The 14,913-nt window shown below is 44.5% G+C and carries 10 protein-coding genes and 2 pseudogenes; 5 read left to right on the top strand and 7 right to left on the bottom strand.

Annotation, left to right across the window (positions count from 1 at the left end):
* Positions 1-10 precede the first annotated feature (10 nt).
* The 5 genes and pseudogenes from EV690_RS11725 to EV690_RS18460 all read left to right on the top strand — a co-directional run.
* On the top strand, positions 11-568 hold the full coding sequence (locus EV690_RS11725) for a GNAT family N-acetyltransferase (protein ID WP_165872745.1): 558 nt from the start codon (positions 11-13) through the stop codon (positions 566-568).
* A 115-nt stretch (positions 569-683) separates the two neighbouring features.
* Entirely contained in the window at positions 684-1,445 is a 762-nt protein-coding gene (locus EV690_RS11720) for a DeoR/GlpR family DNA-binding transcription regulator (RefSeq protein WP_131913204.1), read from the top strand.
* Between the two features lie 40 nt (positions 1,446-1,485).
* Positions 1,486-3,318 carry a glutamine--fructose-6-phosphate transaminase (isomerizing) gene (gene glmS, locus EV690_RS11715; RefSeq protein ID WP_131913203.1) on the top strand — a complete coding sequence of 611 codons (1,833 nt, stop codon included), beginning with the start codon at positions 1,486-1,488 and terminating at the stop codon, positions 3,316-3,318.
* A gap of 326 nt (positions 3,319-3,644) precedes the next feature.
* Positions 3,645-3,764, top strand: a pseudogene (locus tag EV690_RS18465) (IS5/IS1182 family transposase); the annotation flags it as partial.
* Between the two features lie 7 nt (positions 3,765-3,771).
* Positions 3,772-3,891 (top strand): annotated as a pseudogene (locus tag EV690_RS18460) (IS5/IS1182 family transposase); the annotation flags it as partial.
* A gap of 100 nt (positions 3,892-3,991) precedes the next feature.
* On the opposite strand, the gene EV690_RS11705 reads toward EV690_RS18460, so the two are convergent.
* The 7 genes from EV690_RS11705 to EV690_RS11675 are packed head-to-tail and all read right to left on the bottom strand — an operon-like array spanning position 3,992 to position 14,909.
* Positions 3,992-6,475 (bottom strand): eCIS core domain-containing protein, encoded by a 2,484-nt coding sequence (locus tag EV690_RS11705; RefSeq protein WP_131913202.1) that lies wholly within the window; start codon positions 6,473-6,475, stop codon positions 3,992-3,994.
* 20 nt (positions 6,476-6,495) lie between these two features.
* Positions 6,496-9,126 (bottom strand): eCIS core domain-containing protein, encoded by a 2,631-nt coding sequence (locus tag EV690_RS11700; protein WP_131913201.1) that lies wholly within the window; start codon positions 9,124-9,126, stop codon positions 6,496-6,498.
* Positions 9,123-10,514: an ATP-binding protein gene (locus tag EV690_RS11695; protein WP_131913200.1), complete on the bottom strand. Its 1,392-nt coding sequence runs from the start codon at positions 10,512-10,514 to the stop codon at positions 9,123-9,125. The genes EV690_RS11700 and EV690_RS11695 overlap by 4 nt, the downstream gene beginning before the upstream one ends.
* Positions 10,515-10,523: 9 nt before the next feature.
* Complete coding sequence (locus EV690_RS11690; protein WP_131913199.1) at positions 10,524-11,597, bottom strand: hypothetical protein; 1,074 nt, start codon at positions 11,595-11,597, stop codon at positions 10,524-10,526.
* Positions 11,594-12,181, bottom strand: a complete 588-nt coding sequence (locus EV690_RS11685) for a DUF4255 domain-containing protein (RefSeq protein ID WP_131913198.1) — start codon at positions 12,179-12,181, stop codon at positions 11,594-11,596. The genes EV690_RS11690 and EV690_RS11685 overlap by 4 nt, the downstream gene beginning before the upstream one ends.
* A gap of 12 nt (positions 12,182-12,193) precedes the next feature.
* Positions 12,194-14,035, bottom strand: a complete 1,842-nt coding sequence (locus EV690_RS11680; protein ID WP_131913197.1) for a bactofilin family protein — start codon at positions 14,033-14,035, stop codon at positions 12,194-12,196.
* 10 nt (positions 14,036-14,045) lie between these two features.
* On the bottom strand, positions 14,046-14,909 hold the full coding sequence (locus tag EV690_RS11675) for a hypothetical protein (RefSeq protein WP_131913196.1): 864 nt from the start codon (positions 14,907-14,909) through the stop codon (positions 14,046-14,048).
* Positions 14,910-14,913 lie beyond the last annotated feature (4 nt).

Below are 14,913 nucleotides of genomic sequence, written 5' to 3'. Positions count from 1 at the left end.
AGGAGTTGTTGTGAAGAAGTTTCATCTTGTGACCGAACGCTCCCAGGTGGTGTTATTGCAACCTGGGCTCGCGCCATTTTTAACCGACTATATAATTCGTAATCGTGACCATTTAGGTCCTTGGGAGCCACCGCGTCGTGAAGAATATTTCACACTGAAAAATACTCAACAAACCATCGCGGCAAAGTTAAAACTCTACGATCAAGATTTGGCCTTACCATTGGTCGCCTTGGATCGCAGTAGCCAAAAAGTTATTGCAACCGTGAATGTCTCGAATATTGTTCGCGGTATATTTCAGGCCGCTCATTTGGGATATGGAGTCGATGAGAAATATCAGGGCCAAGGATTTATGACCGAGATCTTATCAGCTGCCATCCCGGAAATATTTACGCAACTTAAGTTGCATCGGTTAATGGCCAACTACATTCCGACCAATCAGCGCAGTGGTGCACTTTTGCAACGTCTTGGTTTTGATAAAGAAGGCATTGCTAAAGACTATCTGTTTATTAATGACCAGTGGCATAACCATATTTTAACAGCCAAAATCAATCCAGACTTTCATTTTTAATTGCCACTAAATCTTTCATGACGCATTAACCTACTGATTTTTACTTCAGTGGGTTGATCTTATCTTTCGAATTAACCATAATAAGTTTCAGTTTGAAATTTAATTAAGTTTTTTCATGGCAAAACGTAACACTCAGCAACGACGACGGCTCATTATCGAGCAGTTAAATAGCTCGGGTGAATTGAAAGTTGATCAGTTGGCACAACAGTTTAATACATCTGAAGTCACCATTCGTAAAGACCTAGCTGAATTAGAAGAAAATGGCTTATTGCTCCGTCGTTATGGGGGGGCGGTCCCTTTGCCAAGTGAACTACTCATCGAAACGAATGAACAAGAAGTTTCGAAACGAAAGAAATTGATTGCAGCTGCTGCGGCTAAACTAATTAAAGATCATCATCGAATCATTTTAGATTCAGGGTCAACGACCGCAGCCCTGATTCCTGAGTTGTCAGCCAAACAGGGGCTAGTGGTAATGACTAACTCTTTGTCGATCGCGGCTTCACTGCGCGAGCTCGAGAACGAGCCAGTGCTGTTAATGACTGGTGGCACTTGGGATCCACATTCAGAAGCATTCCAGGGCAAAGTCGCTGAGGAAGTGCTGAAGTCCTATGACTTTGACCAGCTCTTTATCGGTGCCGATGGCATTGATGTTGAACGTGGTACAACTACATTTAACGAGCTGTTTGGGTTAAGCCGAGTGATGGCGGATGTTTCAAGAGAGATTATCGTTATGGCCGAGTCAAATAAAGTGGGCCGCAAGATGCACAACTTAGAGCTTTCGTGGCAACAGGTAACAACATTGGTTACCGATCACCAAATCGCGACTGCTGAACGCCAAGCGATCGAAGCGCAGGGTGTGCAGGTCATTTTAGCGTAACGAATTTAATAAATAGTATTGAGATTATGAGGTTATAACTATGTGTGGAATTGTAGGGGCAGTTGCGCAGCGTGATGTCGCTGACATTCTGGTAGAAGGGTTACATCGTTTGGAATATCGCGGTTATGACTCGGCCGGAGTGGCAACCATTGATACTCAAGGCGAACTGCAACGAGTCCGCTGTGTGGGCAAAGTACAGGCACTTAAAGATGCGCTAGCTCAATCTCCATTAAGTGGTGGCACTGGGATTGCGCATACACGTTGGGCGACTCATGGTGAACCGAGTGAACGCAATGCGCATCCACATGTTTCATGTGAAACTATTGCGGTTGTTCATAACGGTATTATTGAAAACTATCAGTCGCTTCGGCAGATGCTGAAAGGCAAAGGCTATGAATTTACCTCCGATACTGATACCGAAGTCATTGGGCATCTAATTCATGATCTACTTAAAACATACGACTCTCTGCGTGAAGCGGTGCAGGCCGCCAGCTCTCAGCTCGAAGGGGCGTATGGGATGGCTATTATGGATAAACGCCACCCTGAAAGTATAGTTGTGGCGCGCTCTGGGAGCCCATTAGTGATTGGTTATGGTTTGGGTGAAAATTTTGTTGCCTCTGATCAGCTGGCATTGTTGCCTGTCACGCGTCGTTTTTCTTACCTTGAAGAGGGCGATGTTGCAGAAATAACGCGTCAGTCAGTGACGGTTTTTGCTAAAAATGGTGAACGAGTTGAACGGGCTATTGCGGAATCCAGCGCTTCTCATGACAGTGGTGATAAAGGGCCATATAAACACTTCATGGCGAAAGAGATTTTTGAGCAGCCTCAAGCTCTGCAACAAACGTTAGAAGGGCGTATCAAAGGTGGAATGGTTCTCGATAGTGCTTTTGGTGAGCAGGCCAGTGAATTATTGCCAAATATTGAGCATGTGCAGATCATCGCCTGTGGGACCTCCTATAACTCTGGAATGGTTTCCCGTTATTGGTTTGAAGAGTTAGCGGGAGTTTCTTGCAATGTCGAGATTGCCTCTGAATTTCGCTATCGTCGCTCATTCGTGCCGAAAAATAGTTTGTTAGTCACACTCTCTCAAAGTGGTGAAACAGCCGATACTCTGGCTGCATTACGTTTAGCCAAAGATATGGGATACATGGCATCGCTCACCATCTGTAATGTTGCGGGCTCTTCATTGGTGCGCGAATCCGATATGGTCTACATGATGAATGCGGGCGTTGAAATTGGAGTGGCATCAACTAAAGCGTTTACTGTTCAGCTGGCTGCACTATTAATGCTGGTGGTCGCAATTGGTCGTCATAAAGGGCTGGATAAAGCCAAAGAGCAGGAAGTTGTGCAGGGGCTTTTGAGCTTGCCTGCAAAAATTGAGCAGACACTCACACTTGATAAAGAGATTGAACAGCTTGCCGAAGAGTTTGCCGATAAGCAACACAGCCTCTTTTTAGGGCGTGGCAGTCAGTACCCAATCGCCCTAGAAGGGGCGCTGAAAATGAAAGAGATCTCTTATATTCATGCCGAAGCCTATGCTGCTGGAGAGCTCAAGCATGGCCCGCTGGCGTTAATTGATGCGCAGATGCCAACGATAGTTGTGGCGCCTAATAACGAACTGTTAGAAAAATTAAAATCGAATATTGAGGAAGTGCGAGCGCGTGGTGGACTATTGTATGTGTTTGCCGATAAAGACGCTAACTTTCAAAGCGATGAGACCATGAAGGTTATCAATCTACCACATATTGATGAGTTGCTTGCCCCAGTGATCTACACCGTCCCAACGCAGCTGTTAGCTTACTATGTTGCCTTAATTAAAGGGACTGATGTCGACCAGCCGCGTAACTTGGCTAAATCTGTAACGGTTGAATAAGCTTTATAATTGGATATTTAGTAAATGTGTGAGAATAATAAAGTCTCATACTAAGTAATAAAGTTAAAAGTTAGAGTAAAGTTATAAACCCTTCATAGTATAGCGAAAGGGCTAAGCGGCGATACTCTAACTTTTCGAGGTCAGATTTAGACGTGGAATGATCGCTTACCTTATTGGAAAAGCTGACTACACAATTACGAGTTTTAGCGTATTGTGACTTATTAATCGCAGTTTCCTTAGAGCGTGTTGATCTTTGTGGTATGAAAAGTAAACAGCAAATGGCGCGGTTATAATGATTTCGCCAAAAAACAATTTAACGTCCCCAAATGCCGAGATTCATGCTAACAGATGATAGCTGGAAACTGCTATCCAGGATCATGTATTTAACAGGCCAAATTTATAATAAACCTGAACATCGAATGACACTTGAAGGTATTTTATATCGGAAAACTCTTTTTAAAAATAAAGAAATATCGAATTGTCGCCACTCGATATGACAAGTTAGCCAGAAACTACCACAGTGTTGTTGCAATCGCTTTCTCACTTATGTGGTTACCCATGTGGGATTATTAGAATATGTATAGCAAAGATCAATACGCTCTAGTAAATTTTTCTCTTTTTTTATTTCTAACGTCTTAAAGTCAAACTGGATATTTTAATGAATGTTGTTATTTCAAGCGTTATCAAATAAGGGTTCATAATGGTTATTATTGATAAATAACAGTCGTAGGCTGACAGTTTTAGTTGAATTTGCTACTAAGCGCTCATTAGCATTAAGAAATTGAACTACAAAGCCATTAGGCATAACCAAAAATATGTCAACGTCCAGATCAACATGCAACCTCAGATTACTGAAGATGACATTTTGAACCGCCTCTAGTACCAAATTCCCCTGTGGATTAATAATTTCTAACATATCGCCCTGGTTGGTACCAGTTAAACGACGAACTTCATTGATCAAGTCTTGGCGATTTATCTTTATCTCATCTTTGAGTAGTGCTTGATAGATAGAGTCAATGAGGCAAATAAAGCCAGTGGTATCAGAAGGAGTTCGGTATAGCCCCATTTCAGCTAAATTGCGGTCTACATTTTGATATATCTGTTTGTCATCAGGAACTTTTATACTTGCGCTGCGCACAACATCCAGAACGGTTTCTTGATCTTGCACGGCTAGTAGGTCATAAATGTGCTGTTGAGAGGTTTGTGAGGACTCTAGCCCAAAGGCTTCGGCAATAGCCGCTCGTCTTTCCTTAGGAATATTTAGGGCAAAATGAGCCAGTTCTCTTGGCGTCAGTTTATTAGCTGGAGACTCTATTATCATTGCATCACTGTTAGCTTGAAAAGGGTTCTCACCAAACTGATACGATGAAAGGTTTTTTGCATCCAGTGCCCCAAAGGTTGTCCGTCCAGCATAGCGTAGCTGCCGATTCTCAGAAACAAGTGGCTTGCTACGGCTGAGGCAGTCGAAAACCCAGTGATACACTGATAATGGTGTACTATGTTCATCATACATACTAAAGTCGTAGCGAATGGTTTGACCAATGTGGCGCTCGGCATCAAACATGGTTGCCATAACATGCAGATGAGCATGGCCTTTTATCCGTTTGACTATGTCTTTAAGAAATTCCTCGACGACGATCATTTGTGTATTGCACTCGCTGGTCCCTGCGACTAAATTTTCTGAAACTTGGGGACCTTGTAAGTCAATGCCGCCCATACTATGAGCGATCATATGTAACCATTCCCAACCGTTGCCTTCATTCGGGTCAAAGCCTGCATTCTCAGCTGCCACGCAGGCACTCATCCCCATCACCTCGTTTTGAGATTTGATGCGCTTTTTACCCTCAAAAGACTCGATAACATCGGTCGAGATATTCTTGCTGACGGCTTCTTTCATGTCGCCCGCAGACGTGACACCCTGAGCCCATTTTAGGTCATTTGGGTCGCTTTTAGGTTTGAAATTGGGGCTGGCTTGCCCCTCCACGGGACGATGGTCACTGTAATGAGCACCAAAATCGGTACAGCCTATAAAGGGTAAAATGCGACGACCAACCGTGACGATATAAGGTGGGTAGCCCCATTGGTTACGGTCCGAAATTATTTTCCCTTGGGCTTTGTAATCCTCTTTGATTTTTTCCCATAATTCCTGAGTTGCTTCAGAGTTGTTTTTTTGAAAGCTTTTTTCCTTACTGGCTAGATATTCGGCCAATTCTTTTTTACGTGTGTCTCCCATTCTTGAGTTGGGTATAAAGCTAGTTACAGAAGATTCAGAGTCAAAGCGTCCAAATGGATTATAAACATCTCCTGTATTACGGCGATTAGTGCTGCAATATATGGCGTTGTATTCACTCAGAGTATAAGCGGGTATGCTGCTACGTGATGGTCGGATTGTATAATCAGCACGGTAGTAATCACCTACGTTGCTTTCATCAACCATTTGGTAGTTTTGCCAGATTGTTGGCGGAGCAGGAATTTGGCCTCTTGCTTGTGGGCTCCGATCTTCGTGCCAGAATATTCGTCGAGTTGAGTCCATAGAGGTATCATAGAACAACCATACCGCTTGAATGGGTTGATGATCTTGATTCATTAGTGACGATGAGGATAGGAAGCTGGTAGAAGGCAAGGGTGATGACTCATCGGCTTGAGTGCTCTGGTTCTGCGCGGCATAAGCAAGAGCTTGATGCCCCCAGTCTGTGGCCTCTTGCTCCAACGCGTCATCATCATTGATATTAAGTCCTTGATATTGTGTCGTGGTCGCTACCCGCCCTTGCATTTGTTGTACAACGTGCGCTAGCTCGTGAGGAAGGTGCTGATCTTGTCCTTGCCCCATATAAATTTGATGCCCTTGAGCAAAGGCCGCAGCGCCTATTTTGGAGGGTTCCGAGGAATTGTGATGGACTCTGACATGGTTAAGGTTAAAGCCTGAGAGTTGTTCCATACCTTCTTTTAGATCATCGGGTAGTCCCGTATTATTGTGAAGCTGAGTATGGTGATGCATCATCTTAATTTGCTGTTTTTGTATGACCGTTTCTTGGCGTTGGTCGGCAATAGTTGGGGCAGGTAACTGCTTAGCTTGCAGCGGTCGAGTCGAGCTAGCAGAGCCTGATTTTTGCGGCTTATCTAAGCCTGGGGTGCGAGATGAGGAAGAATGACGCATCGATCTGGCCTATAAGCAAATTAAAAACGCGTAAAATGACGGTGGGCATAGCGGATATGGATGGTTTTTTCCCCTGTGCCTATAGAACAACTCGTCGTCGCTTCATCATCTGATTGGGTATAGACCTCAACGGTTGCATTAGGGCAATTAAAGTAACCTAAAATGATGGACAGGGTGGTGGCATTTAAATCGAGCATTTCACCGACATTGGCCCCTGCGTATTTCTTCAGACGCATACGAATTTCAATAATATCCTGCATGGTTAAGTTCGTTCCCGTTTGTTCCGCCAAAGCAATGATCAAACAGTTGTTCCACTCGAATTCGCTGGACGATAAGCTGTAAAGGTAATGAAACAGCCTCATGGCTGCACCGTTTTTATTGCCCATGGTTGTCCCTTTAGGAAGCATGGAGGATTTACCCAAAGCGGATGCCATAAAGTCTCCTCGTACTGTATCCCACAGGTCAAAAATCATGGACACATTTTTCTGATAGCCCATAAATTTGTGGATGAGGTAATATTCCATGGCCTTTTGGAACTGATCGAGAAGCAGTCTAGGGTCTTTAACTTTTTGGCTGAATAACGGGGTAAAGAATTGTTTGAGGAACAACTCCTGTAATTGGAACTGACGGCGCATATAGACATCTTTAAAGACGAGATAACCTAATGATTCCTTATCCTGTTTCGTTAAGTTGCGCTTTTGTGATTTAGAAAGTTTGCCACTCTGATTAGACTGTGCCAATGAGGTCGTTGCTAAGTCTGAACTGACGGCTTGACTGTTAAATCTGCCGTTTTGTACGACTTCTGCTTGGCGTTCCATTGGACCTCTAGCGCCTGAACGGGGAATGGTACCTTTCTGGTTGGCGTCCGAGGCGTAAACAAAATACGGCATGGATTCCAGCGTGGGTCTACGAGAATCATCCTGGAATAATGCCTGATTCCAGGACAAAGTGCCCTGATTCGCCAAATCTACGACCATCGGACCGTGTAAGGTCATCATATTGTTTTGTGTGCCTTCGATACCGACCAAGAGAATGGCCAATTCTCTAAAGAACGGGTCAGACGTGCTCATCGAATGAAAGGCTCTATTTAAATGCGCGCGAATGGTGTCTGGGTCCATCAGGTTAAGGTGGTGGACAATGTTTTCATAACTGAGGTCTTCATTGGTACTCATGCCGCCAGGGAGAGCATCACTGATTTCCTCTCGTTCGGGGGTTCCCGTGGTAAAGTCGAGTCGAACGGCACCGGTATTTTTAATGTGAGTGCGGCGCTGGTCACCTGTATACAGGTCTAAGGTATAGGGGAAGCGATGGTCGTCATTGGTGCTGACATCATCGTCAGGACTTTGTTTGAGTCGATTACGTTCGGATAATAAATTGCTTTCGAGCTCTTCCCTGACACCGCGTGGATAGCGACTAAACTCATCGGCGCGCATGTCCAAAAACCGATCAGAAGTCCAGTTGAGAGGCAATGGCCGTGTTTCTTCTACGGGGAAGTAATCACCAGAAGCTAGCATCATAGACATGCGGCCAACCGAATTGAGTAACTCCAGTCCATCGGTGATTTGAAACTCGGAACCTCTTGTTCTCGGGTGCATCGCATTAGAAAAAGCAAGTAAGGCCTGAATACTGGTATGCAAGCGTTGATACAGGTGGAGATTAAAGTCATCGCTCGTAAACATATCGCTTGGTGAATAGTGGCCAGAAGATTGCAGCCCTGTCTGACTGATAACACGATCCAAAATCCCTGCATGCAGCATGCCAGACAGTGGCGAGTTTGCTTCTCGAAAGTTTTGCTGGCGCACAAATGAGTCAACAGGAACCAGAGCCTGCAACTCGGACAATTGCTGCGGTGAAATATTAAACCTTTTGATCAGATAGTTTAGCGCTTGTTTCAGCGTATCACTTTGACGTGCGGCGTTTATAAGCTCTTGCTCAATGGTCTGATGTGTCCAAGAGGTTAAGGTCAGTTTGCTTTTTAGGAGTTGCCATAGCTGGAATAAACGCTGCGCATCTTCCAGATTAAGCTGCCGTTGTACGGGAGACTGATGAGAGGCCGTAGCCGTTACTGCTACTTGCTGTAACGGTGGTGGGTTGATTGACGCATTAGGATGAAGAGCGTGCCCCCCCATTTGTGTGGCTTTGGCTCCCATTTTATCTGCTTCTTGTTCAAGCTCACTGTCATCATTGATATAAGTACGGCTTTTAAGTTGAGCGGTAGCTGGAACGCGCCCCTGTTTTTGTTGTACCACATGCCAGGCTTCATGAGGTAAGTGTTTTTCTTGGCCCGCGCCTAAATGAATTTCGCTGCCTTGCGCGTAAGCATGAGCCTGTAATTGTGCGGGTTGATGGGAGTTGTAATGGACTTTGACATCATCCATAGACAATCCGGATAAATTTTCGATGCCTTGCTTGAGCGTGTCAGGGAGCCCCGTTTTATTTTCCATGTCAGTCGGAGCAGAAATAGAGGGAGCAGGAGAGGATTGCTGCATCATCTGTATTTGAGATTGCTGAGTCTGTGATTGTAGACGTTGATCAGCAATCGCAGCAGACGGATTCGAGGGGCTATTAGCAGTCGTCTGATGACTTGAAGAAAGCGCCGTGCTGGATTGATGAGCAGGTCTTGGCGGTTTTGGGGATTGATGTTCACTCATAAGCTTTTTCCTTCTTTATCCAGCTCTCTGCGAATGCCCTCATGTATGTCCAATAAGGAAAAGTGCTGTCTTTGCTCTTGTAACGCCATCAGTGATGCATAGCGCAAGACATTACTAATGGTGCCTCCAGACAGTTCAAAACGCTGGGCTAATTCCTGTAAGTCAAAGTCGGGTGCCTGAAAGTGCTGCCGACCAATCAAGCCTTGTTGCCAAAGTTTTAAACGTTCATCGCATCCAGGTAGAGGAAAGTAAATGCAGGACTGAAAACGGCGCATAAAAGCATCGTCAAAATTATCCTTTAAGTTACTGGCCAGAATAACGACATTAGGACAATCTTCTATTCGTTGTAATAAATAAGCGGTTTCCTGATTGGCATAACGATCATTGGAACTGCTCACCTGGGTACGTTTACCAAACAGTGCGTCGGCTTCATCAAAAAAGAGAATCCAGCGATTAGGCTCAGACAGTGAGAATAAACGTTCGAGGTTTTTTTCCGTTTCCCCTATGTATTTCGAAACGAGTTGCGATAAATCGATACGATAAACCGTTTGCTGACTAAGCTTGCCCAAGAGGCTGGCTGTGAGTGTTTTGCCTGTTCCTGGTGGGCCATAAAACAGGCAACGATAGCCAGGTTTAAAGTGTTTGGTGCCTTCTGCTTGCAGTAAGGCTTCTCCATATTGCAGCCAGGCTTGTAACTCTCGCAATTGATTGTGCGTTTTAACTGACAGAATAAGATCGTCCCATGTTTTTTCTGTGGTTAAAGGCACCGCAGGAAATTCTTTATAGCTCAGACTAAAGTCGGCATTGCCTAAAATATGGCGCTCCAAAAACACAGGGGTAGGGCGTAAAGGGCACAGCAGATTAGAATGCGCTGTGTTTTCTGCTTGTTCAAACTGTAACCAGCCCTGAATAAACAAAGCATGTTGGGGAGAAAATAGGCGCAATAATGTCAACTTTTGCTTCACGTCTTTCCCTGCTAATAGAAAACAGGCGGTTTGTAAGGTCGGCTGGAAATGGCTGTACTGGTCATGAAATACGCCTCCAAACTCCGAATAAACACGGTCATAAAGTGGGTTTTTGGAAAGAAAAATATCCAATACATTGGGCTGTAATGGCGGTGCTAAAGCCAGTATCAGTAGCAATCGTTCTGATATGGATAGTGCTTGTTGCTGTAAAAACAGACCAAAGGGATCGTTAAATTTTCCTAATTCAGGCGGTGAAGGCAAGACTCCAGCAGTGGGAGAATCCAGTTTGAAATATTGCTCTAAGCGATACTCGATACATTTTGTAAGCCAGTGAAATTCCTGTTGCAGGCTAGTACAGCAAGGAGGCTCCTGATCGGTAGGTGAATTGGTGAGAGCTGGTGTGATCATTTCTGGTTGAGACATTTTGACCTCCTAAATATAAATGTACATATCGGAGTATGCCGCATCGGGCTCTACGACCAGTTGTGTTGGGTTTGGGGACGGCAAATTATCAATCAAAGTCCCTTGTTTACTACTGTTTAGCGTTAAGTGTTTGCGACCTTGTGATGACAATGTGAGAGGCTGGTCAGCCAAACACTGCCATCCCGTTGGCGTAGTCGAAACGGCAAAGGTATAACATTGATCAGGCACTTGAATGGACAAGTCGCCCAGTGTCTCATGGTTGAGATAACTTGCTGTCACCAAATAGCGCCACCATGTGCGACGGGCAGGAATAGTTAAGTTAAAGGACTTATAAGAAACCACGCCTGTTTCAGGGATTACAAATTGCCCCTTGGTCGGCGTTAAAGACCCTGTTTTCAAGGTCAAGACCGCAAAAGGTGTGCGCCACAGCAACCTGTCATCAATATAAAATTGTGCTTGAGGCACTTGTGCCAAAGCCAACTCATACTGCCCTGGGCCATTTTGGGCATAGCTTTCTTGGCTATTGCCTAAATTGACTTGTAACCCTTTTGGGGTGGTTTGGATAACCTGACTGTCACAGATTTGCTGGGTGTCGAGTGATTTAAGCGTCCACTCGCTGCCTGCTTGTTGTTCGGAAGAATGAAAAGGCCAGAAAAAATTACGTGATGAAAGGATGGGCCAGTAGGTGCTGGTTTGCCAATCGGCATCGGTGACAGGCGCCAAAGCGCAGCCAGTATCGTTTGTTATGACGTCATCATTACGAAAATTGACCAGTATTTTTGTTCCCAGATTATCGGGGAAGGCCGAGATTTCAGTCAGCATGTTATAGCGACGGTAAAGAGTAAAAGTGAGCGCCTGATTCATTGTCAGCAGCCGCGAACACACAACGGCTTGTTCATTATGAGAAGCATGTGACTCACAGAAAAGCAATAACTGATTATTCCTGATCTTGTAATGGCAGCGCATGTGCTTTAATAACTGAGCGCATTCAGGGGTTGGTTGCCAGTCAAATAGTTCTGGTGTTTGGCCGGTAAAATATTCGTGTTCGAGTGTCACCAGACAGAGTTTAGAAAAGCTGGTCATGAGATATTACCCTGTTGGTTTAATACTTGAATATCGACCTGCTCAACAATGTCATCAATCGAGGTGATGCTGTCTTCTTGAATAGGCACACTGCGTAAACGATAAATCACAGAAGGCATATAACGACTGCCAAACAAGCTCCAGGTATGGTTATGCTCGGAAGTGTCCTGAGTTAATAACGCGACGCTAAAAGGAGCCATCTCTTTAGGCATCAATGGGTTACTGGTTTGATCAAAATAGTTTTGACTCTGAAAAAAAGCGATGGCTGCAGACAGGTACTTCAACCCCTCTGTGTATTCGGTAAAGTTGGCCGTAATGATAAATTCCAGACTAAGAATGACAGGTGGGCGTTTGTTAGACGAAGAAGAGTCTTGAAAAGAAGTCCGGTACTCTGTTTCTGACACTCGATCTTCGACAACACGATAAAGTGTAATACCCAGTGCATTATTGGGAATGGTCATCTCACCTTGTTGATTAATGATGCTGGTTAAAACAACTTTTTCAGTGACTTGGTCAAGATTGAGTTTTAACCGTAAAAACTGTCGTAGCCCTTCCCGTACAATGATCATAGCTTGGTCTATCATAGTCTGGCTCCATTAAGACTCAGCAGGTGTGAAGATCCATACTGATACACTGATGCCTAGCCACTGAAAAATCGTATTATCAGCAGGCGTCGTCACTGTAATGCTGACCTGACCTTGACTTAATGTCTGCTCAACATTGGCTCCTGAGGTGAGGTTTTGGCTGTTGGGGTTCTGTAATTTTGTTTGTTTACCCGCTTTGACCATGGCACTTAATTCGCTGTTGATCGGGCCTAAATCACTGCATCCCTCGACGCCGATACGATACATCACATCGCCGTTTTTCAGAGCAGTTGCGATGGCTGGGATATTGATATTCAAGCTCTTGGTTTGCGTCTGACTGCCAACATAAAAGTCTCGAATAATAGTGCCGTTTTGCGATGTTAGAGAGGTTAGGCTGGTCAGAGATTGAGCCGTCAGGTTTTGGTCATGACCAAAACCTTCTTCGACTTGAATGGACTTGGCTTTAAGTACGCCCTTGGTCGTGATATTGCCATTGGCAACAATGTTTTCATCGACGGTTAATCCTTGTGTAGCAACCAATGATTGAGCGGTTAAGGTATTCGACACGGTGACATTCTGGTCAACATTGACATAGCCGCTGGCTGTGATATTGGTGGCATTTAATTCACTCTCTAACTGTACATTACCCGACAAGGTGACACCTTTACTGGCGCTTAATGCACCTTGAACTTCAAGCTTATCGGTAATGACTGTGGTACCTGCCGTCAAAGATTGGCTGATTTGGGCACTTTTAAAGGTGGCACTGCTATTGGTGGCGGACACATCGCCCATCAGGATTAAGTTTTGTCCTTTTAAATCTGCACCAGCGGTAATATTTCCCGTTACCTGAATCTTGCCTTTTTCCAGAGTAATATCACCTTGCTTAATATCTAGGTTGCCATTGTTAATGACAATGCCTTTGGCCGCAGTAAACTGGTTTTGTACCGAGAAATCCTGATTGAGTGTCAGGGTTTTGTTGACGACAACATTTTGAGCCGTAATTGTACCTTGATTAACGGATAGGGTATCGCCCGTAATGCTTGCCGTTTGTGCACTGAGAAAACCTTTCGTACTAATACCTTTTTGAGCTGTTAGCATACCTTCGGTCGAAAATTTGGATTTTGCCGTCACCGTATTGGCGTAAAGTCCTTCCTGAATTTTGACCATATCGCTGCTGTGTATGTCACTGAACACATCTGGGTTACCGACAATCAGTCCTTGACTGACATTAAAAGTGCCGTTTAACTTGAGTCCGTATTGCTGGGTACTGGTATTAAATTGGATACCGAAGACCTGATTAATGTCATAAATATAGGCATTGTCGGTATAACTGATTTCTGCTGGGTTACCTGTCGTGATTTTACCCAGTAGAACGTAAGCCTGATTGCCTGTTTTATCACCATATTGACTGAAACATTCAATCTTAGGTTGCTCGACCAGATGAATTGGGTCTGGGCCTTTATCAACATTGGTGTCTTGTGTTAGTACCTGATAGCTCATGGCAACATAAAAAGTACCTGCCGCGGCGACATCATCGGGTACGGTAATGCTTTGCTCTTGAGGCAGGTACAAGCCAACACAATAGCTACTTAGAACATCGGTTGAGGTCAAACATTGCGCGAATCCTGAAGCCACCTTGATAACATACTGAGTCGAGCTTTGAGAGCCTTTCGTTACACTATTGGGCACCACACTTAAGGTTAAGCCTGAGGCAATGCCATAGGCTTTATGAATATACTGATTATGTAGGCTGAGTGTCTGCATGCCGTAAGTTTGCTCGGTGATAAAGTCATTTGCTTGTAGAAACAAACCATCATAATAATTTAAGCGAGTTGGGTAAGTGTTCTTGCTCATGTAGCATTCCTTAATGGGCTGTCTGTGTCGGCTGGCTGTTAACATTACGGGCGATTAAAGGCTTAAGTATTTGCCAGCTATTAATGGTGTACTTGGCGAAATTGGGTACAAGCGTTGTATTCACGCCAAGCGTACAGGTACCGCGTGCACCAACTTGCATAGGGGTGGTGGAGAAATTCAGTTGGAATTGCGTTTGTACGGGCTTTTCTTCTTGTACCAAGTTGAACAGGTTCAATGCTTGCTGAAGAAGCGAATCGGGTCGTTGGTTCACATTACCATTGACCCCAATGGTGAGATTGATAATAAAAAAGTTCCCCACCATATTACCGCCTAGACGCATTTGATCCGCGGGGCGTTGGTCATCAACGGTGCCAATACGACCAGAACAAAAGGCAATATTATGCGCGCTCTTTTGGGCATCATTAATAGGTTGGCGATAAAAACCTATGCCAAAGTCGCCGAGTATCTCAATAACCTGAGCGGGATACTGAGTCAAGATAGCAAACAGATATTCCAGTCCAAAAGCCATTGTACGAATACGGTAAATAGGCAGGATTTGCTTAATCATCTGCTTGAGTTGGTAATAGTTCCAATCCTGTTGCACCGCAATGCCCAGACAACGCGCAAACCAAGAGCCAAGACTTGGGAAAATGTCGTAAAGAATCGCATCTGGATCAGAATAGCTTTGGGCATTGTCTATGGTCTGCCCAAATGATATTAAATCTGTAATGCCTTCCTCTTGCAGCTCTTCATCGGTTGCAACCATGATGGCTTCAAAGATTTTAAGAAAGTTATCCAAATCCGTATTGGGTGTGCCTTGTTCCAAATAGGCGAAATCGATCGGTAATAAATCCAGAAAACGACTATGTTTCATTGAC

It is taken from the genome of Celerinatantimonas diazotrophica, from assembly GCF_004339545.1.
Lineage (GTDB): Bacteria > Pseudomonadota > Gammaproteobacteria > Enterobacterales > Celerinatantimonadaceae > Celerinatantimonas > Celerinatantimonas diazotrophica.
The sequence above is the reverse complement of the archived record's forward strand: the minus strand, read 5'-3'. Positions and strand labels throughout refer to the sequence as shown.